We start from the raw sequence: 25,869 nt of genomic DNA, 5'->3' as shown, positions 1-25,869 counted from the left end.
TATGGACGCTATCGCCCCCCCGGATGTCGCAGGCTATCTTATCTCGTTCCCTGCCTTGCGTAATGAATTGCCCCGCCAAACCGAGGCTTTACTGCAACGCCTGCGCGCCGCGCAGAATTGCTGCAGCCATTGCCGTCCGCTCTGGCGGCAATGGCTGCAGATAGCGGACAGCGCATTGTTATCCGCCGCCGCCCGGGGGATGAATGCGGCGCATCCCAGCAAGCCTATCCTTATAGCCCTGAAATGCATGCGTTCCCTTAGCGCCAGGTTGATAACGCTGGAAGATCGGGCCGCTCTGGCCCCCATCGGCATCAACCCCGCCTCTCTCCCTACGGAGGACTTGCCGGAATCTACCCTAATATACATTACCCGCTTGGTGAATATGCGTAACGGCAAATCGGAAGCACAGGCCGACGATAGGGAGCGCGCCGCCATGCATTATTATTCCCGACAGGCCATGAATGGTTTATTGAAAATGGCGATAAAATACCGGCTGCGTCAAACCATAATTAATCGTAATCGTGATTATTATTCCGGAGATAATGATTTGCCTCCATACCGGGATACCGCCGGAAAGACCATAACCATACAAAATATCGCCGACCTTTCCGCCATCGCCGATTCAGGGAAACATTACCGCGCACATGCGGTTAGGCCCTTTATATCATTAACGTCAACCGGCGCCGAAAGAGGGAGGTTATTTCCTTATCTGGATTGTCGCATCTTAACCGGCGATGATGTACCGCCGCAGGAATCCCGCCTTATCGGGCAATGGGGAGTGGTGGCCGCCAAACTCATCCCTCGGGCTACCTGTTTAGGGATTTTTGCCGGTGTCCTGGTCTCGCCGCAGGAAATGGGAGACGCCGATCTGTTTGACCATGCTTATATTATCGACCTCTCGTTAAAAGGACAGCCGATAACCTATCTGGACAGTGACGGCATACTGTCAAAAATCAATACGCGTTATAAATACGATGATCACGGCATGCCCGTCAGCCAGGCAAAAACCGGCTACAATGTTGAAAGCGCGAAATTCAAGGCCTGCCTCGAAGGTGGGCGAAGAGTTAATGTTATCGCGTTATTCGCCACGGAAGATATTCCCGCCGGCCGGGAAATTCGTCTCAATTATCACATTCCGAGCGCATTGATTTTAAATAATCAGTAACGGTTCTCACGTTCGTCCGACGTGCATTTATTCGCTCCGGGCATGCCGGGGGGTTGAGACATTCACGATCGACGCCTTGAAATCCCACCGGCTTAATCATTGTCCCGGCGCCTAAGCGCCCAATAGGCCGTAATCAGTGTAAAGCCCGTCACGATAAGCACCAGCAGCAGGAAGCCATGGCGATTATTGGCAAAGGGGATACCGCCGACATTCATGCCGAAAAAACCGGCAACGATATTAATCGGCAGCGCCAGTACCGTGATGATGGTCAACTGAAACAGCGTACGGTTATTTTGCTCCATCTGTTTGGCGGCTATCTCTTCTTGCAATAAACGAATCCGCTCGGTCAAACCCACCAAATCATTGAGCACTACCGTGAACTCTTCGGCGAAATGCCGTATATCCTGCACTACCACGGTCTCGAGCCATGCCGGAGGACGGCTCATCAGACGAAATAATGCCGCCGGCTCGGGAGCCAGCAAACGCTGATAGCGCAACAACAGCCGACGCAGGCGGCCCAGGGCGGTACGGTTGTTTTTGATATGGTGGCTGAGCAGCCGCTCCTCGATGGCGTCTACGTACAGGTTGGCCTGGCGGACTATTTGCTCCAGCACATCCTCCTGCTCTTCCAGCAAGTCGACCAATAATGCCGTAGGCGACGCAGGCATCAATTGATCCAGCTTGCGAAACAGATTCTCGATCAGGCGCACCGGCTTATGGCGCGCGGTCACCACCAGTTGGGGCCGGCAATAGAGCCAGAGCGTCGCCGCATCTTCCCCGCCGCCCTCGGGGCGAAATATCACATCGTTGAGCACGGCGAAAAGCACCTCGCCCTGGCGTTCTATCCGGGTACTGCGCGAGCCCTGGCGAATCTCCTCGAAGAAAAAATCCGCCATGGCGAAATGTTTTTTCAGCCATTTCTCGGCCGTGGCGTGATTAAGATTCACATGTAGCCAGATGAACCCCCGGCCCGGCTCGATGGATTGAAATTCATTGAGCACTTCACGGGAGGGAATACGACGCGCCGCCGCATCCGGTTCAAAAACATAGCCGTAAATAAGCCCGGTCACTTCATCGTTAAAGTTTAATTGCTGAGTAATTTCCGCCGGCATTTTTCATATCGTCAAATCATGAGAAAACATTATTACGACAGTTAATAAAATAAAAGCAATCTCTTTTATCGTGCCAACGCGGTACAAGCTCAATAACACCGCATGATCTGATGGTCACAGGAATGTCATATAAATGAAATCTTTATTTCAGACACAGAATGCTATACCTAAGGTCCGGTTCAGTGCAGCGATTATTTTTTATGAGCAACTATTTTATATCTGTCTGGCCCGGTGCAGATAATTTCCTCACGGCGCTGGTCGTTTTTAGGAAGCACCCATCATTCTCCTTATCATCATTTACCTGCCATTGAACTGTCATCTGTCCGGATTATGTTCAAAGCAACTTACCCGGAGGTAATACCATGTTTAGTATGGATATGGTGCTGCAGGATCTTGATCCGCTGCATAAAACCGCGCCCTGGAAACTCAGTCTGCTGCGTTATTTATTCCGCGAAAAATATTTCCGGCAATTGGCGGAAGATTACCGGCATCTCAAAGGCATGGATATGGTGGAGCAGATGCTGGAGCATTTTAACCTGCGCTGTGAGCTGTCCGAACGGGATTTGGAGCAAATACCCAGCTACGGACCGGTGGTCCTGGTGGCCAATCATCCCCTGGGCATCTTGGACGGCCTGGCGCTGCTGCATGCCGTCTCTTCGGTAAGGGCGGATGTGAAGGTGGTGGCCAATCGCGTATTATCCTGCGTGGATGCCCTGGGCAGCCTGATGATCCCGGTGGATAACATGGGCAATCGCACCAGCCGCAACCAGGTGGCCATGATGCAGCAGCATCTGGAGAAACAAGGGGTATTGATACTCTTCCCGGCCGGCGAAGTTTCCCGCCTCGGCGGCAAAGGCATCCGGGACGGCCACTGGCACACCGGATTTATCCGTCTGGCGGCCAAAACCCGCGCCTGCATCGTGCCGGTGCACATCGGCGGACGCAACAGCGCGCTGTTTTATGCCTCTGCCCTATTATACCGGCCATTGTCCATGCTGTTGCTGGTACGGGAGATGTTCCTGCAGGGCGGCAACCGGCTGCGGCTGAGGATAGGCGCGCGCATCCCCTTTGCCAACTGGCATGACGGCCATACCCAGGCCAAGGATCTCGCCGAACGTTTCCGTCGCCATGTTTACCGGCTGGGGCAAGGTAAAGAGGGGTTTTTCCGCAGCGAATCCGCCATAGCGCGGGCGGAAGACCGCGCCGTGCTGAAACGCGCCCTGGAGGGCAGTGAAATCCTGGGCCATTTACCGGACGGCAAGATCATTTATCTGTACCGACGTAACGGCGAGGATTATGTCCCCATACTGCGCGAGCTGGGGCGTTTGCGTGAAATCGCCTTTCGCGCGGTGGGTGAAGGCAGCGGCCGCCGCCGTGATCTGGACGGCTATGACGATGATTATTATCATTTGATCCTCTGGGATGCCCAGGGGCTGGAAATTGTCGGCGCCTATCGCTTTATTCCCACGGCGGAACAATACCGGCTTAAAGGCATTGACGGTATTTACACCCACAGCCTGTTCCATTACGGCCACCAGATGGACGACATTCTGGCGCAGGGTATCGAACTTGGGCGAAGTTTTGTCCAGCCGGCCTACTGGGGAAAACGCAGTCTGGATTATCTCTGGATTGGCATCGGCGCCTATCTGGCCAAATACCCCCGGTACCGCTACCTGTTCGGCCCGGTGTCCATTTCCGGCGGCATGCCCGTGGCGGCGCGGGATCTGCTGATTGCCTTCTACCGGCTCTATTTTGCCCCCTCGCTGCCGCTGGCCGCGTCCCGCCGGCCTTACCCCGCTTCGCTGCCCGAAGTCCTGGCCCAATTCACCGGCGATAACTACCAGGAAGACCTCCACCGGCTAAAACGCCTGTTTGCCAACTTCGGCTGCAGTATACCCCCGCTGTATAAACAGTATTCCGAACTGTGCGAAGCGGGCGGCGTGCAGTTTATTGACTTCGGTTCCGATCCGGCCTTCAACAACTGCGTCGACGGCCTGGTGCTGGTGGATTTACACCAGTTAAAACCCGCCCGTTATGAACGTTATATCGGCGTACATCATCGGCGGGAACGGGATGTTCCGTTATGAGACGCCACCCTCAGAAATTGGTCTCAACCCCTCCTACAATTCAATGATTTTCCGCAGTAATTTTGCTCCTTGCATTCGCCCGACAGCCTCTGGACATAAACCGCCTATTCTGAACAGGAGAAGGCACATGTTGAAGACTATCCGGTTCGCTGCCGGCTTTTGCCGGCATCCGGAGGCGCTGCTTTTAATCGGCAACGATGCCGGAAGGCCCCCTTATTTCCAAGGAACGCACTATGAAAAAATTCATTAACGGCGTGGACGATCTGCTGGCCGGTCAGCTGGCCGGCCTGGTGGCGGCTCATCCCGCTCTTATTCTGCACCGAGACCCGGTGTATGTTACCCGTGTCGATGCGCCGGTCACCGGCAAGGTGGCGCTGCTCTCCGGCGGCGGCAGCGGCCATGAGCCCATGCATGCCGGCTATGTCGGCGAAGGCATGCTGGACGGCGCCTGTCCGGGTGAGATCTTTACCTCGCCGACGCCGGATCAAATGTTCGAATGCGCCATGGCGCTGGATGGCGGCCACGGCGTTCTGCTGCTTATCAAGAACTATACCGGCGATGTGATGAACTTCGAAACCGCCGCCGAGCTGCTGCACGATGCCGGCGTTCCGGTGGCCACCGTATTGGTGGACGACGACGTCGCGGTCAAGGACAGCCTCTTCACCGCCGGTCGGCGCGGCGTCGCCAATACCGTGGTGCTGGAAAAACTGCTGGGGGCGGCGACGGCCCGGGGAGACAACCTCGATGAACTGCAGGCCCTGGGGCACCGGCTCAACAACGACGGATTTTCCCTGGGCGTAGCGCTCAGCGCCTGCACCGTGCCGGCCGCGGGCCGCCCGTCGTTTATCCTGGCGGAAAACGAGATGGAATTCGGCGTCGGCATCCACGGTGAGCCGGGTATTGAGCGGCGGAACTTTCACAACCTGGATGACACGGTGGACCAGATGTTCGCTACACTGATTGAAAACGGCAATTACCAGCGTACTATCCGCCGCTGGGATCGCGAACTCGGGGACTGGCAGGATGAGATCCAGGATAAACACGCGCTGCAACGGGGTGAACGGGTCATTGCCGTGGTGAATAATCTTGGCGGCACGCCGCTTTCCGAACTCTACGACGTTTACCGGCGCCTTGCCGAGCGTTGCGCCGAGGCCGGCATTGAAATTGCCCGCAACCTGGTGGGCTCCTGGTGCACGTCGCTGGATATGTATGGCGTTTCCATCACGCTGATGCGGGCCGATGAAGAAACCCTAGCGCTATGGGACGCGCCGGTGAATACCCCCGCCCTGCGCTGGCATTGTTAACGGGAGACAGACATGGCATTAACCAAACAGCAGATTGTGGCTTGGCTACAGCGCTGCGGCGAGGTTTTTCAACAGCAGCGGGATTTTCTCACCGGACTGGATACCGAGATCGGCGATGGCGATCATGGTCTTAATATGCACCGTGGATTCAGCAAGGTAGTGGAAAAGCTGCCCACTTTCGCCGATAAGGATATCGGTTTCATCCTGAAAAATACCGGCATGACCCTGCTCTCCAGCGTCGGCGGGGCCAGCGGCCCGCTGTTCGGTTCTTTCTTTATCCGCGCCGCGCAAAGCACCGCTTCCCTTGAGAGCCTTGAGCTACCGGAACTGTATCGAATGATTAAGGACGGCGTGGACGGCGTGACGGCGCGCGGCAAGGCGGAGCCGGGGGATAAAACCATGTGCGACGTCTGGCGGCCGGTGGTGGCGGCGCTCGAGCGGGCGCAGGGCGAAGGGGATACCCTCGCCGCCGCGCTGGATCACGCTTTGGCGGAGGCCCGCCGGGGAGTGGAGGAAACCGTCGGCATGCAGGCGCGCAAAGGGCGCGCCAGCTATCTGGGTGAGCGCAGCATCGGTCACCAGGATCCCGGCGCCACCTCGGCGATGCTGATGGTGGAGGCGCTGGCGGCCACGGTGCATCAAGGGTAACGGGGCTAGCCAAGGTTAATCCGGCGGCGAAAACGCCGACGGCGTGATGTCAGCGGCGCGGCAGGCGGAATGGAGCAAGCTATGGTGAATCTGGTGGTGGTTTCCCACAGCGCCAAACTGGCGGAGGGGGTGGCGGAACTGGCGGGGCAAATGATACAGGGCGGCTGCCGCCTCATCACGGCGGCCGGCGTGGATGACGAAGCGCACCCCATCGGGACCGATGCGGTAAAGATCATGGCGGCTATTGAAGAGGTGTTCGATCCCTCCGGCGTGGTGGTCATGATGGATTTGGGCAGCGCGTTGCTCAGCGCCGAAACGGCCTTGGAACTTCTTGATCCGGATATGGCGCGGCAGGTCAGGCTCTGTGCCGCACCGCTGGTGGAAGGCACGCTGGCGGCCGCGGTGGCGGCTTCCAACGGCGCCGATCTTGACCGGGTGATGGCCGACGCCATGGATGCCCTGGCCGCCAAACGGGCCCAATTAGGGGAAACCGTGCCCGCCGGCGGGGAAGCGCCGCCGGATGAAACCGCCACTGCCGCCGGGGCGCAGGCAACCCCGCCGGGGGAAGGCGCGCGCCGCGCGTTCTGGCGAATAGAGAATCCCCACGGTTTACACGCCCGTCCCGCCGCCCGGCTGGTATCGGTGCTCTCGCCGTTCGCCGCCCGGCTGACGCTGGAAAAAACCGGACAGTTCGCCGACGCAAACCGGCTAAACCAGGTAGCCGCCCTGCAGGTGCGCCAGGGGGACGAGATAGTGCTGTACGCTGAAGGCGAGCAGGCCGACGCGGCGCTGGCGGCATTTCTCCAGGAGGCCCGGACCGGCTTTGGCGAGACCATCCCGACGCAAGAGGGTGAAGTGCTGCAAGGAACAACGGTAGCGGAGCCCCCTGTCACCGCCCGCGCCTGGCGTCTTACCGGCGACCCGAGGCAAAATGCGGTAGGGATCCCGGCCATGACGGGCAATCAAACCCAGTCGGCGCAACCGCGCGCGGATACCTCATTAGATTGCATTCAGCTGGAGCAGCGGCGTTTTGCCGAGGCGATTGATCAGGCGCAGCGTCAGTTGGAGCAGCTCGCCGCCGCCATCAGCCTGCGGCTGGGACCGCGCTTCGCCGGCATTTTCGAGGCGCAGGCCATGCTGCTGTCGGACGAGGGGCTACGGGACGCGGTTGCGGAAAATATCCCTCGGCTCGGCAGCGCGGCCGCCGCCTGGCGTAAGGAGACCGCGGCGATGGCAGCGGATTATGCCGGCCTGCAGGATGAGTATTTACGGGTACGTGAGCTGGATGTCCGCGATATGCGGGACATGGTACTGGCGCTGATTGACACGGCTCCGCCGCCGCCACCGCCGCCAAGTGAAGAATACATCCTGATCGGCAAGGAATTATACCCCTCCCGGCTGGCGTCGCTGGACCGCGCCAAGGTGGCGGGCATTGCCCTGGAGGGAGGGCATCCGCTGTCCCATACCGCTATCCTGGCGCGGGCGATGGGCATTCCCATACTGGTGGGCATAACCGGTTTAATGGACCGGGTTCATAACGGCCAGACCGTCACCCTGGACCCGGCGCGGGGAGTCCTAAGGATAGCCTGAAATTGACCTCATTGGCATTTATGACGGTGTAGGCAGCGCGAACAATCCATTATTTACAAGCCCGACGTTTGCCCAAGTATCAGTGGAGAGTGGAGCACCGCAATGGCAACACATAAAATTATTCTGGATTGCGATCCGGGGGTGGATGACGCCGTGGCGATTCTGCTGGCGCTGGCCTCGCCGGCGGAAATAGAGGTAGTGGGTATCACCACCGTGGCGGGCAACAGGCCGCTGGAACAGACTCAGTATAATGCACGCCGGATATGCACACTGGCCGGGCGCGGCGATATTCCGGTATATGCCGGTTGCGGCAGGCCGATGATTGAAGCCCAGGGCCGGTCCGCCCCGATACACGGCAGCGACGGGCTGGGGGATGCGCCGTTTCCTGAGCCCACGGTACCCCTGCAGGACCTGCACGGAGTGGATTTCATTATCCGCACCGTCAGCGAGGCGCCGGGTGAAATCACGCTATGTCCCATCGGTCCGATGACCAATATCGCCCTGGCCATCGTCAAACAGCCCGACATCGCGCCAAAAATCAAACAGATCGTCTTTATGGGCGGCGCGGCTTTTTGTCCGGGCAACGTCTCGCCGGTGGCGGAATTCAATCTTTTTTTCGATCCCTGGGCCGCCCGGATTGTCCTTGATGCCGGCATACCCCAGGTGATGTTCGGGCTGGATGTCACCCACCAGGCCAAAACCAGCGGACCCTTTCTTGATGGCCTGCGGCAGTCCGGCCCGCTGCCGTCGTCAGTCAGCGCCATGATCCAGCGTTACGGCACCGGCGATCGTTGCCTGCATGACCCCTGCGTGATCGCCTGGCTTATCGATCCGTCGCTGTTTGACGGCGTATCGGGACGGGTACGGGTTAACTGTCAAGACGATGGTTTGCGCGGCCAGACCTTGGTAACCCTTGCCTCGGGCCATCCCGGCGACGCCTCGCCGAATATACAGGTGATGACCCAGGTGGATAATCCGCGCTTTCTGGCACTGTTGGCCGAACGGCTTAAGCGCCTTTAACGAAACGCGCGTTCAGACCTGCGCCATTCCGCCGTCGATGCAGAGCTCCGCGCCGGTGATAAAGCTGCTCTCGTCCGAGGCGAGAAAAAGCGCGGCGGCCGCCACCTCTTCCGGACGGCCGAGACGACCCAGCGGAATCAGCGCCGTCATCGTTTTTCTCAGTTCATCGGATGCGCTGTCAAACATCGGCGTATCAATGGGACCGGGGCTAAGGGTGTTCACGCGAATACCCCGGCCGGAAAGCTCCTTGGCCCAGGTGCGGGAATAGGATCGCATCACCGCCTTGGTGGCGCCGTAAACGCCGTATCCTTCCGTGCCGATAAATCCGGCGATGGACCCCATCAGCACGATGGCGCCGCCATCAGGCATCAACGGCACGGCGCCTTGCACGGTGAACAGCGAGGCGCGGGCGTTCAGATTGAAGGTCTTATCGAAATGGGACGCCGTGATGTCGTCCAAGGTGGCGTATTCCGATATTCCCGAGTTCACCACCAGGATATCCAGTTTGCCTTTTTTATCCTTCACCGTTTGGTATAAACGCTGCATATCCGCTTCAGAGGTAATGTCGCCGCACACCGCCTGGGCGTTCGCTCCCAGCGATGCCGCCGCGCTGTCCAGCTCCCCCTGACGGCGCCCGGTAATAAAGACATAGGCCCCTTCCCGCACAAACCGCTGCGCCACGGCAAAGCCGATTCCGCTGTTGCCGCCGGTGATAACCGCAATCTTTCCGTTTAATCTCGACATGGTCACTCCTCATCTTTTAGGTTGACATCAAGATATACGACGTATATCTAATGTCAATTACGCACCTGAAGTAGCCCAGATATAGACGAGGTAACCCCCATGCCGAAAATTGAGAACCCGATACGGGAAGAAGCCAGGCCGAAAATCAAAGACTGCCTACTGGTAGAAGCCTTGTCCACCAGGCCGATTCTTGACCAGATCGCGAATAAGTGGTCGGTATTGATCCTCACCTTCCTCTGCGCGGAACCCGCGCGTTTCAACGCCATCAAACGGCGTCTGGACGGGATCACCCACAAAGCGCTGACCGAAGCGCTCCGCCGCCTTGAAAGAAACGGGCTGGTCTCCCGACGGGTCATCACCTCATCCCCCATCGCGGTGGAATACTCTCTCACCGCGTTGGGACACTCATTGCAGGAACCTTTTACCGCCCTGTACGGCTGGGCGGCTCACCATCAATCCGATATCGAACGGGCCCAGCTGGAATATGACAGACGCAGGGCGGCGGAACTTACGGAATAAGTAACGGCGGCACGGTTTCCTCTTGCTGCGCCGGACCTCGGCTTCTCATTTGCGTTGAGTTTTTTTGTTGATTAAAATATATTATAGTCATAATCTATTTTAGCCATTCAACGAAAGAGAAGACGATGTCCTTAACCAATATCATTGCGGCTCCGTCGGAAAAGCAGCGGCGTTACGAAGTCCTGGTGGCGACCTCCGGCGTCTCGTTTATGATCATGCTCGATGCCAATATTGTTGCGGTCTCTCTTCCGTCCATCGCCGGCTCCCTGCACAGCGCCTTCAGCGGCGTGGAGTGGGTCGTCAGCGCTTATATCCTGGCATTCGTCGCCTGCCTGATGCCCGCCGGGGCCATAGCCGATCGCTTCGGCAGAAAAAAAAGCCTGCAATGGGGAGTGGCGATATTCACTTTGGCGTCCGTGCTCTGCGGTTTGTCGGAAACCATTATGCAGCTCAATATCGGCCGGGCCCTGCAGGGGATCGGGGCCGCATTGCAGCTGAGCTCGGCCCTTGCCGTCCTGGGCCATGAATTTCAGGGCAGCGAGCGAGCCAAGGCATTCGCGACGTGGGGCGTGGTGATAGGCGTAGCGGCCACGGCGGGGCCGATCGTCGGCGGCGTCATCACCGCCGGTATAGGCTGGCAATGGGCTTTTTTAATCAATGCGCCCATTGGCGCGGCGCTGTTTATCCTGGCGACGCGTTCGGTTATTGAATCACGGGATCTGCTCCACGCCCGCCTTGATATCGGCGGAGCGGTACTGTTTGCCGCGGCATTGGCCTGCTTTGCCACCGCATTAATTGACGGCGGCAATCAGGGATTCAACCTCCTTTCCGTTAAGATGCTCTTTCTTGCCGGCGCCCTGTTAATGATGGCCTTCATTTACGCCGAACGGCGCCAGAAACGGCCGATGGTGGATCTGCGGCTCTTTCGCAACCCGGCATTTATCGGTTGCAGCCTTGCGATGCTTGCCTTTGCGTCCACCTGTTATGTCATGACCACCTATCTGCCGGTTTTCCTGCAGGGAACCTTCTTTTCCAATCCGGGTAAAACCGGACTGGCGCTGCTCCCTTTCAGTATTCCCCTGTTGGCCGGCCCCTGGTTCGCCGCGCGCCTTTCGCAACGCTTTTCCGGCCGGGGGATACTGGTTATCGGACTGCTGCTGGCGGCGGCGGGTAATGCCGCCATCGCCTGGGCCGCGGCGGGCAGTTACCTTTTTGTCGCCATAGGCATGTTTATATTGGGCATGGGCGCCGGCCTGCTTAACGGTGAAACCGCCAGGGTCTCCATGCAGGTCGTACCGTTGGAGCGTGCCGGAATGGCCTCGGGGCTGGCATCCACGTTCCGGTTTGTCGGGCTGCTTATCGGGCTGACCGGACTCGGCGCGGTGTTAACGGCGGGCATCAGCCGCTTTTTTGCTCTAAAGCGTCTTAATCTTCCCCTGGCGGATACCGTCAACCTGCGGGACGCCGTTCATCATGTGGCAACCGGCCAGCTGCAGTCATGGCTGGCGGGAAAAATCCCCTCCGCCGATACCGCCCTTTGGCTGCAAACGGCCCATCAGGGATTCATTTTCGGCTTCAGCCTGCTGATGGGGTGCGCGGCGGTCATCGCCGCCCTATCGGCGTTAGCGACATTTATATTGTTGGGACGCTCTTCGCAGCGTCTCTGATTCAAACATTCTCGGCAACAGGAGCACCAGCGATGCCTATAGTACGCATAGATACCATGAAGAATCAGGACGGCGGCTACATCGGAAAAATCGGCCATATCGTGTACGACGCCATGCGAACCGCCATTTCCGTTCCGGAAAACGACAATTTCCAGGTGCTGAATGAGCACGATCATGAGCATTTCGTTTATGACCCGAAATACCTGGGCATCAAGCGAACCGACCGGCTGGTGATGATCCAGATAACCCTGAATGAAGGGCGAACCCTAGATCAGAAAAAAAGACTCTACAAGACTATCGCCGATGAGCTGAACCATCAGCTCGGCATACCCCCCGGCGACGTCTTCATCAATCTGGTGGAGGTGAAAAAGGAGAATTGGTCATTTGGCAACGGCATCGCCCAGTACGCTGACTGAGTGGGCATGAACGGCCTATTCCGGGACGGTCAGCAAGAGCGCGGAAAGCGACGCCATCAAACCGAACGCAGCCATCAGCAGCCAGGCGGTTTTGAACTGCCCGGCATGCAGCGCGGTCCCGGCTACCGCCACGAATACGGCGACGCCGATAGCCGCGCCGATTTGCCTTGAGGTATTGATAATGGCGGTGCCGGTGGCGTATTGATGGGAAGGGAGAGCGGAAGCTCCCCCGGCAATAAATCCGGTTTGCCCGATCCCCGCTCCCGCGCCGGTCAGTAGGATGCCGGGCAGATAGGCGAAAAAATACTGAGATTCGGCGCCTAACAGGGCATACCACCAAAGCCCGGCGATAAAGAACAGCAGCCCGGCGGCGAGCGTCAGCTGTTTGGGCGAGAATGTCGTTCTGCCGGCCAGCAGCGCTGCCGCCACCGCGGCGCAAGGGCCCACGCCGAGGGCGGCGCCCGTCAACATCGGCGCCCAGCGCCAGACCTCGGTCAGGAAAAGCGAACCGCCCAGCAGCATGATGGCGAAACCCATGTAGAAAAAGGCCATGCCCACCGTGGCGACGGTAAAAGTGGATACGGCAAAGACGCGCAGATCCAATGCGGGCGAGGGGCAGGTCAGGCAACGCCGGACAAATAGCGCCAAAGACAGGGCTGCCCCACAATACACCGACCAAAGCGCCGTGCTCGTCACACCCCAATCGCCTGCATATGAAATCCCGGCCACCAGCAGCGCAAGGCCTATAATCAGCATCAGCGAACCCATGACATCGGGGAAGGCGCTGTTAACGATGGGCGTTTCGGTCAAATGTTTGCTTAGCCACCATGCCGGCATGGCGACAAACAGATTGACGATAAAAATCAGCCGCCAATCGATGTCCACCAGCGCGCCTCCCAGAACAGGGCCCAGCGCCGAGGCAACCGACCCGGTGGCCGCCCAGATGCCCACCATCCGCTTGTGGTGCTCTTGGGGATAGGCCGCCAACAGCAAACCCAGACTGGTGGGGATCATCAGCGCCGCGCCCAAGCCTTGCAGGCCGCGGGCGCCAATCAGAGTCAGCGCGCCGGGCGCGAATGCGCAGGCTACGCTGGCAATCGTGAACACCAGCAAACCCGCTTTGAAAACCCGCTTACGTCCGTAAATATCGGCAATGCGGCCACTGGGCACCAGGAATGCGGCAAACGCAATGGAGTACGCGCTTATCACCCAAGACATGGCCTGGTTGGTGACGCCGGGAAAGCCCTCGCGGATCGCCGGAAAGGCTACGTTCACTACAAAAAGATCAAGGGATGACAGCACGCTTCCGGCGCCAATCACTACCAGGGCCCAGGCGGAAGGACTGACATAGGCGCGCCCACGCTGCCGCTCATTGGTTGTATCAGGCATACGGTCCGCTCCAAGTGGGTTGTTGTGGCTGAAGGGGATTATGGAAGGCTTGAAGACGTACCGTATTGGACAACTGGAAAATGCGCATCGACAAACTGGGCCGGCGTGATGCCGAAGCAGCCCTTGAAGCGCCGGATCAAATGGCTCTGATCGAACAGGCCCACGGATGCCGCGACGCCAGCGGACGATAGCCCGGAGGCCAGCAGTTTTTTGGCGGCCTCAAGCCGAACCCCATTGAGATAGGCATGAAGGGGCAAGCCATAGGCGGCGCGAAACAGCTGGTTTAAACGAACCCGGCTAAGACCCGCGGCGTCGGCCATATCCGCTGTGGTCAGCGAATCGGCAAAACAGGCATGGATAAGCTCCCGCACCCGCTCGATGCGAGGATCATGCGCCTTCGCCCTCAACGTCGCGGGGCGCGTGGAATACCGGGTCAACAGCGGTTTCAGCGCTTCAATCAGATGGATTTCCGCCGCCAGCCGATCCTGCCCATAGAATAATGTGCGATGGAGCCGTCTCAAGGCGAAGACCACGTCCGGATCGGTAACCACCGAACGGGTAAAGAGTATGGAAGCAGGCGTGGAAACGCCGAATTCCCCGGCAATGTCCGCAATGGCCCAAGGCTCCACGTAGACCATGCTGTACAGGTAGCCCTGATCCCCGCAGGCCTTGCCATCGTGGGAATCACCCGGATTGATGATCATGGCGCTTCCCGCGGGGGCGATAAATGAGCTGTTTTCCAGGGCGACTTTCGGCGCGCCGGCGTCTATGGTGCCGAGGACATAATAATCGTGAGAGTGGCGCTCGTATTGATGCTTATTAAAATAGGCATGTAGCCCCTGCATTCCCAACTCAGGGGCTGCGATGAATTTTGCCCACTCATTTGAGGAGGTTTTCATAAGATGTCATCCCACAGCGAGGCTCGGTTTGCTCATATCTCTAGCTACTACTATTATAGGAGTAACCATGTGCCCTGCAAGTATCCTAAAGATGCCATGCATGAACCCAGCCTTAAGTTCGTAGCCAGCCATCCGGAATACGAAAGCCGTAGGGCTTTCTTTCACGGGTCGCGGCGGATAAAATTGTATGTAATCATCGCGACGTTAACTGAACGCTACGGTCGAGCCAGTACCGCGCTAATCGGTCGCTGTCCAACCCATTCATAGGCACGCCCAAAGGAGGACGCAATGTCCCGTTCCAGCATTCCCGCCGCGTTGTCTTTATTTACAGACAAGACACCCGCGGCCCTTCCTGCCACGCATTCGAACACGACCTATCATAAGGTCCAGGTAGACGGCGTCGGTATCTTTTACCGCGAAGCAGGCCCCACTGACGCACCGACCATCGTGTTGCTCCACGGTTTCCCTTCATCATCAAGGATGTTCGATACGCTGATTCCGCTGCTCGCCACACGCTATCATGTCGTCGCGCCCGACTATCCCGGCTTCGGGCAAAGTGACGCCCCTCCCCCGTCCCATTACCGCTATACGTTCAACCACCTGGCCGAAACAACCAATAGGCTGCTTGAGCAATTGAAGATTGATCGCTACAGCCTTTACCTGCAGGATTATGGCGGACCCGTGGGTTTTCGCGTCATGTTGGCACATCCGGCCCGCGTTCAGGGCCTCATCATTCAAAACGCCAACAGCTACGAAGAGGGCTTAGGGCCCAAATGGAAAGGCATCAAGGCCTATTGGGCCGATCCAAAGGCACATCCGGAAGTGCCCGACGCTTTCATGTCCCTTGAAGGTACCAAGTTCCGCCATGCCGGCGATAGCCCAAACCCGGAACGTTACAACCCCGACACCTGGATTGATGAATACGCATTTCTTTCCCGGCCCGGCGAAAAAGCGATCCAAACGGCATTACTGTACGACTATCAGACCAACGTCGCGGCATATCCGCTGTGGCAAGCATGGCTGCGCACGCATAAGCCGCCGACGCTGGTAATCTGGGGCCGCTACGACAGCTCGTTCCTGGTGCCGGGAGCTGAAGCCTACCAGCGCGATGTGCCTGATGCAGAGGTTCAACTGGTTGATGCCGGTCACTTTGCGCTCGATGAGAAGGTGGACGACATAGCAGCGTCGATACACCTATTTCTCGACAAGTTGTATCGATGATTTTCCGCCGTGGTTTACGGACGAACCAGCCGCACAGTCACTGCCAAGATAGAGGTGACATTGAGAAGGGCTAAAGTTCCTCTGATCACATGCCGGCGACTTCGGCAAGCGCCTGCCCGCAGGCCCAGGCCGAACTCCAGGCCCACTGGAAGTTATAGCCCCCCAGCCAGCCGGTGACGTCCACCACCTCGCCGATAAAATAGAGCCCCGGCACCTGCCGGCTTTCCATGGTTTTGGAGGAGAGGCGGCGGGTGTCCACGCCGCCCTGGGTAACCTCGGCGGTGCGATAGCCCTCGGTGCCGTTGGGCTGTACGCGCCACTGCCGCAAAGACATCACCCAGTCGTTTTGCTGGCGGCGGCTGAGCTGCGTCAAGGTGCATTCCGGGATGTTCAACAGGGTATGCCAGCACTCTACAAACCGGCGCGGCAGCACCTTTGCCAGGGTATTTTTCAGCGTTTGGTTGGGGTGATCCCGTCGCTCTTCGGTGAGAAACGCCTCCAGATCCCGCTCCGGCACCAGGTTGAGGGTAAGAAATTCGCCGTTTTGCCAGTAGCTGGAAATTTGCAGCATCGCCGGGCCGGACAGGCCCCGATGGGTAAACAGCAGATTTTCCCGAAAGGACATGCCTGCGGCGGCTTCCACCTGCGTTGGCAGGGCGACGCCGGCGAGAGCGCCTAAAGACTCCAGCAGCGGTTTATGCAGGGTAAACGGCACCAGCGCGGCGCGGGTGGGCACCACCGGAATACCGAACCGTTCGGCAATGCGGTAACCCAGCGGCGTGGCGCCGAGTCCGGGCATGGAGAGGCCGCCGGTGGCGACCACCAGCGACGGCGCCGTGACCTCGCCGCCGGGGAGGAGCACATGGAACTGTTCGTCACGCTTTTCTACCGCCGCCACCTCGCTGCGCATCCGCAAGGTCACACCGCCGCGCTGGCATTCGTCCAGGAGCAGCGTCACGATCTGCTGGGCCGAATCGTCGCAAAACAGCTGCCCCAGGGTTTTTTCATGGAAGGCAATGCGGTGCCGCCGCACCAGCTCGATAAAATCCCATTGGCTGTAGCGGGATAGGGCCGATTTGCAAAAATGCGGATTTTGCGAGAGAAAGGCGGCGGGCTCCACGTGCAGGTTGGTGAAGTTGCAGCGGCCGCCGCCGGACATCAGGATCTTCCGGCCCGGTTTTTTGCCGTTATCCAGCAGCAGTACCCTGAGGCCGCGCTGACCGGCCTGGGCGGCGCAAAACAGGCCCGCGGCCCCGGCACCGATGATAATGGCGTCAAATTGTTCCCCTGTGCTCACTCAATCACCTTAAGCCCGGCCAATCTATTCTCGCTTGACTGATTCTCAATCAATTTATCACTCTTCAACAGGAGCCTGCTCGACTGGTATTCAGTCAATTTATATCCATTCAATGTCTGCACTTTCGACTGATGCTTAAACAATTTATATTCGCTCAATAAATACAAACCAAACTTATTCATACTCTAATCATGCTCAATTGACTTATGTGCACCCGCCTTTGTTTTTAAGGGGGATACCCCCGGTCGGCGCGTTTGGCGGGGCACCTGATTGTAGCCATCCACCGCGGCAGACGCCAGCCGCGCGAAAAAACGCCGGGTGGAACAGAATTAACCTATTGATAAAATTGATAATCATCAGCAAGCGCAAGGGCAGCGTCAATAAAAATGTCATAAAAAGGTCATATTTTGCTTTTCCAGCGCCCCCGTTGTCGCAGATAATGCGCCCCGTTCATGTCCAATAAATGGCGTAACCTTATGCTGCATCTATTTACCGGCCTGGAATTTCATACCGGTCTTATGTTGGTTATCGCGTTAATATTTGTATTAATATATGAAGCTATCAATGGGTTTCATGATACGGCCAATGCGGTGGCAACCGTAATCTATGCCCGCGCGCTTCGCTCTCAGCTGGCGGTGGGAATGTCCGGGGTATTCAATTTTCTCGGGGTGCTGTTGGGCGGTTTGAGCGTGGCTTACGCCATTGTTCATCTGCTGCCGGTGGATCTGTTATTGAATGTCAGCTCCACCCACGGACTGGCAATGATGTTCTCCATGCTGCTGGCGGCCATCATCTGGAACCTGGGCACCTGGTATTTCGGTTTGCCGGCCTCCAGCTCCCATACATTGATTGGCGCCATTATCGGTATCGGCCTGACCAATGCGCTGCTGACCCATACCTCGGTGTTGGCGGCGCTGAATATTCCAAAGCTGATTGAGATTTTCCTGTCCCTTATCATCTCGCCCATCGTGGGGCTGGTACTGGCGGGCGCGTTGGTATTCTGTTTGCGCCGTTACTGGAGCGGCACGCCGAAACGCCGCCGTATCCACCTGACCCCCGCGGAACGGGAAAAGAAGGACGGCAAGCGCAAGCCGCCGTTCTGGACCCGAACGGCGCTTATCCTCTCGGCGGCGGGCGTGAGCTTCGCCCACGGCGCCAATGATGGACAAAAAGGGATTGGCCTGATTATGCTGGTGTTGATAGGCGTCGCCCCGGCGGGTTTTATGGTGAATATGAACTCCACCGGCTATGATATCGCCCGCACCAGGGATGCCGTCGGCAACCTGCAGCAGTTTTATCATCTGCATGCGGCAACCCTGCCGCAAACCGCCGATACTGATACGCAGGTAATACCGGCGCCCGACATTCCTTCAGCCCTGCCCGCCACCACGGTATTCCACTGCGACGGCAGCCGGGCGCTCATCGCCATAGACCGCACCATGGCGTTATTGGAAAATCTGCAAAGCTACGATCACCTCAGCCCCGGCGAGCGTTCACACGTCAGGCGCCTGCTGATGTGCATCGCCGACACCACGGATAAACTGGTCAAACTGCCGCAAACCTCCGGTGAAGATAAACGTTTGCTGGGGAATTTGCGCAAGGACCTGCTGGCCACCGTTGAATATGCCCCGCTATGGATTATCGTTGCCGTCGCGCTGGCGCTGTCGTTGGGCACCATGATCGGCTGGCGGCGAGTGGCCACCACCATCGGCGAGAAAATCGGCAAGAAGGGCATGACGTATGCGCAGGGGCTTTCGGCGCAGGTGACCGCCGCGGTCTCCATCGGCGTCGCCAGTTATACCGGCATGCCGGTTTCCACCACCCATGTCCTCTCCTCGGCGGTGGCGGGCACCATGGTGGTGGACGGCGGCGGCGTGCAAAGCAAGACGGTGCAGAATATCCTGCTGGCCTGGGTACTGACCCTGCCGGTGGCGATTGTGCTGTCAGGGTCTCTTTATTGGCTGGCGCTGAAATGTATTCAATAGCGTAACACAGGCGGCCTGAGGGTCGCCTTCCCCTTCTCTCAATGCCAGATAGCCAGGGAAATCAGGCTGACGATAATCAACCCGCACAGCCCGCTGGTGAGCATAAACTGTCGCCGCACCCGTTCGCAACGGCGTATAAATTCCTGATCGTGATGATCAAGGTAGCGTTGCGCATAGATATAGCGAACCAGTCTTAACTGCTTGCTGGGTTGCCCGTGAGCGGTGAAAAAACCGCTGCCGTCAACATACTGATAGAGCAGCGGATCGCAGCCGCGAAGTACGACTAATAACGCCCGCAATGAAGAGTAATAGCGCGCCATATTGATGACGCAGACGACACATAAAGCCCAAAAAAGCGCAACGGTGTTGATCATACCCCCTCCCCGGCGACGCAAATCCACACTGAATCCCCGACCCGCGGGCTCTCAGCGGTTACGCCTCTTAATAACTTACCACAGAGCTGAAGAAGCCCACCCCAAAAATGATATGTCTGAGATTAGATCAACTTACTCACAGTATTATGAGGTTCTACAATATTGAGTGTAGAAAAGGTTTGTCAAAAGAAAGCAACCGAAGCGACAAAATTTGTGCATTTTTGCAATTTTTTTTGCCAACGCCGGTGGGGTGCCAAGGTTGCGACCCGGCTCCCATAAAAGACTATACTAGAACGAATACATTGATATTCAAACCATTAACATTCAGCAACATATATTTCTGCTGATTTTTTGAGACGCTGCCGTACTTTACGTGATGGTTGTTTATGCCAACCGGCTGATATTATTCGGTTCGACGTGATCCCGGCATCACTTCTCCGGTGCCGCGGGGTGGTAAACTCATTCTGTCACAGGCAGGCCGAAAGAATGACCCGCGACGAGTTAACGAGTGACATTTTACAAGGAGTCTGATTATGTCTTACAAACACATTCTTATCGCCGTTGACCTTTCACCGGAAAGTAACGTATTGGTGGAAAAAGCCGTGTCGATGGCCAGACCGTACAATGCCAAGGTTTCGCTGATCCATGTCGATGTCAATTATTCCGATCTCTATACCGGCCTGATTGACGTCAATTTGGGCGATATGCAAAAACGTATCTCCGAGGAGACATCGCACGCCATGACCCAGCTGTCGCAAAACGCCGGTTATCCCATTGCCGAAGTGCTGAGCGGCAGCGGCGATCTCGCCCAGGTGCTGGTGGATGCCATTAACAAGTACGACGTAGATTTGGTGTTATGCGGCCACCATCAGGATTTCTGGAGCAAGCTGATGTCTTCGGCGCGGCAGCTGATCAATACCGTACATGTGGATATGCTGATCGTCCCGCTTAACGACGAAGAAGTGTACGAGGAATAGCTGGGTTGTGATCAGGATCCGGCGGGCGCAGGCGTATACAAGTCAAATCGATGGTTCTTGGTGGTGATATGGGCCTGGGCCGCGATGCCGGCCAAAGGCGGCGCGTAATCGGGCCGTTTCACCACCACCCGGCGGGTCGCCAGCGCTCGTGCCGGCGCTAAAAGCCTGTCGGCGTCTTCATCGCTGCCTACCAGCGACTGGAAAACGCGCATCTCTTTTTTAACCAGCGCGCTGTTGGGCCGGTGCGGAAACATCGGGTCCAGGTAAACCACCTCCGGCCGGGGCAGTACTCCCGTTAAGCCTTCCAGGCTGGAGCCATGGACCAGGGTAAGCCGCTGACGCAACCACTCACCCACTTCCGGATCGGCGTAGGCCCGCTGCAAGCCGTCATCCAGTAGCGCCGCCACCGCCGGATGGCGTTCAAACATCCGCACCCGACACCCCAGCGAAGCCAGGACAAACGCATCTCGCCCCAGCCCCGCCGTGGCATCCACAACGTCCGGCAGGTGACTGCCCTTGACCCCCACCGCCTTGGCCACCGCCTCGCCGCGACCGCCGCCGAAACGGCGGCGATGGGCGGCGACGCCGCCGGCAAAATCAACGAAAATAGCCCCAAGCTTTGGCTCATCCCGTTTGCGCAATTCCAGACGCTGTGGCGTCAACATCAGCTCCATCACCGCCGACGGATCGCTGATCAAGCCCCAGCGCTCCGCCAGGGCGATAAGCCGCTGCGCATCCACGTCGCCTTCACGGCTCAGGCACACAGAACTCACTCGTTATCCTCGAAACCCGCCATAGCGCGGCATGGCATAGCACTCAATGGATTACCCACGGATACCGTAATGATGCAGCATGGCATCCAGTGTAGGTTCGCGTCCGCGGAAACGGGTAAACAACACCATCGGTTCTTCCGAACCGCCGCGGGACAGGATATTGTCCAGGAACGACTTGCCGGTTTCGCGGTTGAAAATGCCCTCTTCCTCAAAACGGGACCAGGCATCCGCCGCGAGCACATCCGCCCATAGGTAGCTGTAATAACCCGCCGCGTATCCGCCGGCGAAAATATGGCTGAACGCATGGGGGAAACGGCTCCACTCCACCGCCGGCATCACGGCCACCTGTTGTTTCACTTCCGCCAGTGTGTCCAGGATGCGGGCGCCTTGCTCGGCGCTGTACTCGTAATGCATGCGAAAATCAAACAAACCAAACTCCAGCTGACGCAGGATAAACAGGGCGGCCTGATAGTTCTTGGCCGCCAGCAGCTTGTCCAGCATCTCTTTTGGCAATGGCTCGTGGGTTTCATAATGGCCGGAAATGAACTCCAGCGCCTCCGGCTGCCAGCAGAAGTTCTCCATAAACTGGCTCGGCAGTTCCACCGCATCCCAGGGCACACCGTTGATGCCGGCAACTCCCGGGGTGTCGATACGGGTCAGCATATGATGCAGGCCGTGGCCGAATTCATGGAATAGCGTCGTGACTTCGTCATGGGTGAACAGCGCCGGCTTGCCGCTGACAGGGCGGTTGAAATTACAAGTCAGGTAAGCCACCGGCTTTTGCAGGCTGCCGTCGGCCTTGCGCAGCATGCCGACGCAGTCATCCATCCAGGCGCCGCCGCGTTTGTTTTCGCGGGCATAGAGATCCAGATAGAAACTGCCGCGCAGTTCCCCTTGGTGGTCGAACAAATCGAAGAAACGCACCTCCGGGTGCCAGGTATCCACATCGGTTCGCTCTTCGGCGGTCACACCATAAATCCGGTTGACCACTTCAAACAGGCCGTTAACGACGCGCTGCTCCGGGAAATACGGCCGCAGCTGTTCATCGCTGATAGCATACAGATGCTGTTTTTGCTTTTCGCCGTAGTAGGTGATATCCCAAGGCTGCAAATTGTCGCGGCCATGGTGCTCGGCGGCGAACGCGCGCAGCTGCGCCAGCTCCTGCTCTCCCTGCGGCCGGGCCCGTTTGGCCAGGTCGGTTAGGAAATCCAGTACCTGCTGCGGATCGTGCGCCATTTTGGTGGCCAGGGATTTCTCGGCGTAGCTCGCGAATCCCAGCAGTTGCCCCAGTTCATGGCGCAGCGCCAGGATTTCGCTCATGATCGGACCGTTATCCCATTGACCGGCATTCGGCCCCTGATCGGAAGCGCGGGTATTATAGGCGCGATAGAGCTCTTCCCGCAGCGCGGCATTGTCGCAATAGGTCATCACGGGCAAATAGCTGGGCACGTCCAGGGTCAGCAGCCATCCCTCCTGCCCTTTGGCCTCGGCCTTGGCGCGGGCGGCGGCCAGCGCGCTTTCCGGCATGCCGCCCAGTTCGGATTCATCGGTAATAAGCTTGCTCCAGCCCATGGTGGCATCCAGCACGTTGTTGCTGTACGCGGAACCTAATTCCGACAGCCGGGCGGCGATTTCGCCGTATCGTTTTTGTTTTTCCGGCGACAGGCCGATACCGGATAACTCGAAATCACGAAGGGCATTATCAATGGCCTTCTTGCGCGCCACGCTCAAATCCCCGTAGTTCTCGCCGTCGCGGAGATTGCGATACGCGTCGTATAATCCCTTATGCTGGCCGACCCAGGTGCTGTATTCTGACAGCAGCGGCAGGCTTTGTTCATAGGCTTCCCGCAGTTCAGGACTGTTCTTCACCGCATTGAGATGGCCCACCGGCGACCAGATACGGCCTAGGCGATCGTCCGTCTCGGCCAGCGGCTGGCACAGATTGTCCCAGCTATAGGGGCCTGATAGCGCCACTACCTGTTCCACGGTCCGGCGGCAATCCTCAAGGGCGGATTTTACCGCCGGGACGATATGCTCGGGCTTGATGGCGGAAAAAGGCGGCAGGATAAAAGAAGCAAGTAACGGATTAGTCATAAGGCGGCCCTGATTATCGTTAAAGATCTATCTGAATAACATGAGGCTAACTATAGCGAAAATCAATGGCGGCGGCGGCGGGAATTGTCATTGAATATCAAAGTGACACATGTAACGATAACTATTCATCTTCTTATCAATGGATAATTTATAATGATAGCTGCTTTTAATCGGATGCTGGACCACCCGGATCTGGGGAAATTTATTCTTCGCCTGGCCTTCGGCGGCATGATGCTGCCGCACGGCATACATAAAATCATTCACGGTATCGACAATATCATCGCCATGGTGGTGGCCCACGGTCTGCCGGCATCTGTGGGATATGGCGTTTATGTTGGCGAGGTTGCGATGCCGATTCTGCTTATCCTAGGCATTCTGGTTCGTCCGGCGGCGCTGATCTTCTGCTTTACCATGATATTCGCCTGGCTGATTACCAAGCCCGAACTGGTCTTTACCATGGACAAGGTCGGCGGCTGGGGCGTAGAGGTGATGGCGGTGTTTTTCTTCGCCGGTCTGGCCATTGCGCTGTTGGGCTGCGGCCGCATCAGTATTATGAAGAACCCGAACTGGCGTTAATTTCCCTTCGCCGATAGGGCTTCAGTGTCGCCTCCCTGTCGGCGGTTTGAATTTTGCTTATCAAGCGTGGACCGGGAACATGTGTGGCCGATAAGCATATTGATGCACTTAGTTAAGGGGTTAGTGATGTTTGTCGTTTCGCCGGAAAATAAGGCGACCGGGTGCGGATTGTTGGCCATTCTGCTCTGGAGCAGCACCATTGGTTTAATCAGGGGCGTCAGCGAAGCGCTGGGCCCCATCGGCGGGGCCGCTATTATCTACAGCGTCAGTTCGCTGTTTTTGCTGCTGCTGGTGGGTTTTCCTTCCCTGCGGTCTTTTCCCCGCAAGTATCTGATAGCCGGCGGTATCCTGTTTGCCAGCTATGAAATTTTTCTTTCTCTGGCCTTGGGTTACGCCAATAACCGCGCCCAGGCCATCGAGATCGGCATGGTGAATTATCTTTGGCCGAGCTTTACCATACTGATGGCGGTACTGATTAACGGCGAAAAAGCCAATAAATGGCTGATACCGGGGCTGTTGCTATGCCTGTACGGCATCGGCTGGATCATGGGCGGCGAGGGGGGCTGGTCGCTGCCGAGAATAGGCCGGAATATCCTCTCGAACCCGCTGAGCTACGGCCTGGCCTTTTGCGGCGCCCTGATTTGGGCGGCGTATTGTAATATCACCAAGAAATGGGCCAAGGGAAAAGACGGCGTCACGCTGTTTTTTGTCCTCACCGCCGTCACCTTGTGGATACAATATGCCTTCAGCCACGAACGGGGGATGCAGATGGATGTTGCCGCCGTGGTGCGTTTTTTAGTGGCCGGCGGCGCCTCGGCGGTGGCCTATGCGGCGTGGAACCGCGGCATCATGCGGGGTAATTTAATGCTGTTGGCCACCGCGTCCTATTTCACTCCGGTATTGTCCTCGCTGCTGGCGGGCGTGCTGTTGAACACCCAGCTGCTGCTCTCCTTTTGGCTGGGTGTGCTGATGGTGACCGCCGGTTCATTGCTGTGCTGGCTGGCCACCCGCGATGCCAAAAGGGGATGAAGTCATCTCCCCTCAGCGTAAAAATAGGGTCTATGAATTATGTGGTTCGCATTTTATGCGAAGCGCGGTACGAGTGCGCCTATTAAGTAAGAAAATTCCCACTAGGCGATGACATTCAATTAAATAAAAGACATATCATAATAAATAATCAGCAAATATAATACTTCACTTATGTGTAATAAAGAATCTTGAAAATCCCTTGAAATTAACCAAGCCAATAAGTAAAGTGGAAAAATGTCATTGAGCCTTGATACTTCCTCATGGGCAATGATGATAAGTGGCTTATTTTATTAAGCGTTTTGTGATATCCATTGGTTGATTAGCATAACGGATAAAATAGATAATCACTATTAACAAGGAGAATCTTATGAATAACTCATCTACTGTTAACCAGCATAGTAGTGCCAGCAATGCTGAAGCCGCTTCGAAAAATGCGCCTAATTCTAGTGGTTATTATAATAAGTTGGGCGATAAGGTTATCAGTTGCAATAATGGCGTTATTGGGGGCATGGTCGCGGGATCGGCGGGAGGCGTGCCGGGATTGACATTAGGGCTGATCGGCGGCGCCATAGCCGGTGGGTGCTTTGAAAAAGGGAAGGGTCAAGGCGATAACAGTGTAAACAACAAGAGATAAAGATCTGCTATAAACGCCGCCGATATTAGCATGTTATGTCTAGATAATATTTTCAGCACAGAGAACCTGTTCATGACAAAAAAAATAGTTCGATATATTCTACTCTTTTTATCGATATTATTTTCTGCGTCAATCTTAAGCGGTGCAGATATTGCTTATCAAACGTGGTATTCCTTACCTAAACATTTTTCGTCCTTTGTGGTTTCCATTAGCTGCATGTGCTTTATGGTCAGGTGTTTTGACAATATATACGCTTATTTTTTCCTCGGGGGAAATAGGCGTTGATTTTCCCGTATGAAACTTGTCACTTAAACCGCTCCATTTTAAGGAAGTCTGTCCTATTTACCGT

General features: G+C 57.0%; 23 protein-coding genes. 15 read left to right on the top strand and 8 right to left on the bottom strand.

The window, feature by feature from the left end; all coding sequences use genetic code 11:
- The first annotated feature begins 1 nt into the window (after window position 1).
- Complete coding sequence (locus ACL2XJ_RS08945) at window positions 2–1,165, top strand: hypothetical protein (protein WP_413726285.1); 1,164 nt, start codon at window positions 2–4, stop codon at window positions 1,163–1,165.
- A 92-nt stretch (window positions 1,166–1,257) separates the two neighbouring features.
- Here the strand turns inward: ACL2XJ_RS08945 and ACL2XJ_RS08940 are convergent, their stop codons facing one another.
- The gene (locus ACL2XJ_RS08940; protein ID WP_413726284.1) at window positions 1,258–2,277 is read right to left on the bottom strand and encodes a transporter; all 1,020 of its coding nucleotides are present in this window, start codon (window positions 2,275–2,277) and stop codon (window positions 1,258–1,260) included.
- 362 nt (window positions 2,278–2,639) lie between these two features.
- Here ACL2XJ_RS08940 and ACL2XJ_RS08935 point away from each other — a divergent pair, with 362 nt between their 5' ends.
- From ACL2XJ_RS08935 to ACL2XJ_RS08915, 5 genes are all read left to right on the top strand, one after another.
- Window positions 2,640–4,364, top strand: coding sequence for a lysophospholipid acyltransferase family protein (locus ACL2XJ_RS08935; RefSeq protein WP_413726283.1), 1,725 nt, complete (start codon window positions 2,640–2,642; stop codon window positions 4,362–4,364).
- A gap of 233 nt (window positions 4,365–4,597) precedes the next feature.
- Complete coding sequence (gene dhaK / locus ACL2XJ_RS08930; RefSeq protein WP_413726282.1) at window positions 4,598–5,668, top strand: dihydroxyacetone kinase subunit DhaK; 1,071 nt, start codon at window positions 4,598–4,600, stop codon at window positions 5,666–5,668.
- 12 nt (window positions 5,669–5,680) lie between these two features.
- Window positions 5,681–6,316, top strand: coding sequence for a dihydroxyacetone kinase subunit DhaL (dhaL, locus tag ACL2XJ_RS08925; protein ID WP_413726281.1), 636 nt, complete (start codon window positions 5,681–5,683; stop codon window positions 6,314–6,316).
- Between the two features lie 81 nt (window positions 6,317–6,397).
- Window positions 6,398–7,906 (top strand): dihydroxyacetone kinase phosphoryl donor subunit DhaM, encoded by a 1,509-nt coding sequence (gene dhaM, locus ACL2XJ_RS08920; protein WP_413726872.1) that lies wholly within the window; start codon window positions 6,398–6,400, stop codon window positions 7,904–7,906.
- 102 nt (window positions 7,907–8,008) lie between these two features.
- Window positions 8,009–8,926, top strand: coding sequence for a nucleoside hydrolase (locus ACL2XJ_RS08915; protein ID WP_413726280.1), 918 nt, complete (start codon window positions 8,009–8,011; stop codon window positions 8,924–8,926).
- Window positions 8,927–8,938: 12 nt separating this feature from the next.
- Here the strand turns inward: ACL2XJ_RS08915 and ACL2XJ_RS08910 are convergent, their stop codons facing one another.
- The gene (locus ACL2XJ_RS08910; protein WP_413726279.1) at window positions 8,939–9,670 is read right to left on the bottom strand and encodes an SDR family NAD(P)-dependent oxidoreductase; all 732 of its coding nucleotides are present in this window, start codon (window positions 9,668–9,670) and stop codon (window positions 8,939–8,941) included.
- A gap of 99 nt (window positions 9,671–9,769) precedes the next feature.
- On the opposite strand from ACL2XJ_RS08910, the gene ACL2XJ_RS08905 reads away from it, so the two are divergent.
- From ACL2XJ_RS08905 to ACL2XJ_RS08895, 3 genes are all read left to right on the top strand, one after another.
- Window positions 9,770–10,189: a winged helix-turn-helix transcriptional regulator gene (locus ACL2XJ_RS08905; RefSeq protein ID WP_413726278.1), complete on the top strand. Its 420-nt coding sequence runs from the start codon at window positions 9,770–9,772 to the stop codon at window positions 10,187–10,189.
- Between the two features lie 125 nt (window positions 10,190–10,314).
- A complete protein-coding gene (locus ACL2XJ_RS08900) occupies window positions 10,315–11,856 on the top strand; it encodes an MFS transporter (protein ID WP_413726277.1) in 1,542 nt (513 codons plus the stop codon).
- Between the two features lie 32 nt (window positions 11,857–11,888).
- Window positions 11,889–12,272, top strand: a complete 384-nt coding sequence (locus tag ACL2XJ_RS08895; RefSeq protein WP_413726276.1) for a tautomerase family protein — start codon at window positions 11,889–11,891, stop codon at window positions 12,270–12,272.
- A gap of 15 nt (window positions 12,273–12,287) precedes the next feature.
- Here ACL2XJ_RS08895 and ACL2XJ_RS08890 read toward each other — a convergent pair whose 3' ends face one another.
- Both ACL2XJ_RS08890 and ACL2XJ_RS08885 read right to left on the bottom strand, forming a co-directional pair.
- The gene (locus tag ACL2XJ_RS08890) at window positions 12,288–13,661 is read right to left on the bottom strand and encodes an MFS transporter (RefSeq protein WP_413726275.1); all 1,374 of its coding nucleotides are present in this window, start codon (window positions 13,659–13,661) and stop codon (window positions 12,288–12,290) included.
- Window positions 13,662–13,699: 38 nt separating this feature from the next.
- A complete protein-coding gene (locus ACL2XJ_RS08885; protein ID WP_413726274.1) occupies window positions 13,700–14,560 on the bottom strand; it encodes an AraC family ligand binding domain-containing protein in 861 nt (286 codons plus the stop codon).
- 288 nt (window positions 14,561–14,848) lie between these two features.
- Here ACL2XJ_RS08885 and ACL2XJ_RS08880 point away from each other — a divergent pair, with 288 nt between their 5' ends.
- A complete protein-coding gene (locus tag ACL2XJ_RS08880; protein ID WP_413726273.1) occupies window positions 14,849–15,781 on the top strand; it encodes an alpha/beta fold hydrolase in 933 nt (310 codons plus the stop codon).
- 85 nt (window positions 15,782–15,866) lie between these two features.
- On the opposite strand, the gene ACL2XJ_RS08875 is transcribed toward ACL2XJ_RS08880, so the two are convergent.
- The gene (locus tag ACL2XJ_RS08875; RefSeq protein WP_413726272.1) at window positions 15,867–17,078 is read right to left on the bottom strand and encodes an NAD(P)/FAD-dependent oxidoreductase; all 1,212 of its coding nucleotides are present in this window, start codon (window positions 17,076–17,078) and stop codon (window positions 15,867–15,869) included.
- A 476-nt stretch (window positions 17,079–17,554) separates the two neighbouring features.
- Between ACL2XJ_RS08875 and pitA the strand changes: the two genes are divergently transcribed.
- Window positions 17,555–19,063, top strand: coding sequence for an inorganic phosphate transporter PitA (pitA, locus tag ACL2XJ_RS08870; RefSeq protein ID WP_132927916.1), 1,509 nt, complete (start codon window positions 17,555–17,557; stop codon window positions 19,061–19,063).
- Between the two features lie 38 nt (window positions 19,064–19,101).
- Here pitA and uspB read toward each other — a convergent pair whose 3' ends face one another.
- On the bottom strand, window positions 19,102–19,437 hold the full coding sequence (gene uspB, locus ACL2XJ_RS08865) for a universal stress protein UspB (RefSeq protein WP_203524470.1): 336 nt from the start codon (window positions 19,435–19,437) through the stop codon (window positions 19,102–19,104).
- 533 nt (window positions 19,438–19,970) lie between these two features.
- Here uspB and uspA point away from each other — a divergent pair.
- The gene (uspA, locus tag ACL2XJ_RS08860) at window positions 19,971–20,414 is read left to right on the top strand and encodes a universal stress protein UspA (protein ID WP_132923940.1); all 444 of its coding nucleotides are present in this window, start codon (window positions 19,971–19,973) and stop codon (window positions 20,412–20,414) included.
- A gap of 11 nt (window positions 20,415–20,425) precedes the next feature.
- On the opposite strand, the gene rsmJ is transcribed toward uspA, so the two are convergent.
- Both rsmJ and prlC read right to left on the bottom strand, forming a co-directional pair.
- Window positions 20,426–21,187 (bottom strand): 16S rRNA (guanine(1516)-N(2))-methyltransferase RsmJ, encoded by a 762-nt coding sequence (gene rsmJ, locus ACL2XJ_RS08855; protein ID WP_132923941.1) that lies wholly within the window; start codon window positions 21,185–21,187, stop codon window positions 20,426–20,428.
- Between the two features lie 51 nt (window positions 21,188–21,238).
- Window positions 21,239–23,281 (bottom strand): oligopeptidase A, encoded by a 2,043-nt coding sequence (prlC, locus tag ACL2XJ_RS08850; RefSeq protein WP_413726271.1) that lies wholly within the window; start codon window positions 23,279–23,281, stop codon window positions 21,239–21,241.
- Between the two features lie 153 nt (window positions 23,282–23,434).
- Here prlC and ACL2XJ_RS08845 point away from each other — a divergent pair, with 153 nt between their 5' ends.
- The 3 genes from ACL2XJ_RS08845 (at window position 23,435) to ACL2XJ_RS08835 (ending at window position 25,520) form a co-directional block, all read left to right on the top strand.
- Window positions 23,435–23,857 carry a DoxX family protein gene (locus ACL2XJ_RS08845; RefSeq protein WP_132923943.1) on the top strand — a complete coding sequence of 141 codons (423 nt, stop codon included), beginning with the start codon at window positions 23,435–23,437 and terminating at the stop codon, window positions 23,855–23,857.
- A 126-nt stretch (window positions 23,858–23,983) separates the two neighbouring features.
- On the top strand, window positions 23,984–24,886 hold the full coding sequence (gene yddG, locus ACL2XJ_RS08840) for an aromatic amino acid DMT transporter YddG (RefSeq protein ID WP_132923944.1): 903 nt from the start codon (window positions 23,984–23,986) through the stop codon (window positions 24,884–24,886).
- Between the two features lie 367 nt (window positions 24,887–25,253).
- Window positions 25,254–25,520 (top strand): hypothetical protein, encoded by a 267-nt coding sequence (locus ACL2XJ_RS08835; protein WP_413726270.1) that lies wholly within the window; start codon window positions 25,254–25,256, stop codon window positions 25,518–25,520.
- The last annotated feature ends 349 nt before the right edge of the window (window positions 25,521–25,869 follow it).

The sequence above is a fragment of the Sodalis sp. RH16 genome (genome assembly GCF_047324245.1).
Classification (GTDB): Bacteria; Pseudomonadota; Gammaproteobacteria; order Enterobacterales; family Enterobacteriaceae; genus Acerihabitans; species Acerihabitans ligni.
Note: the sequence above shows the minus strand (reverse complement) of the source record. Positions and strands in the feature narration are given on the sequence as shown.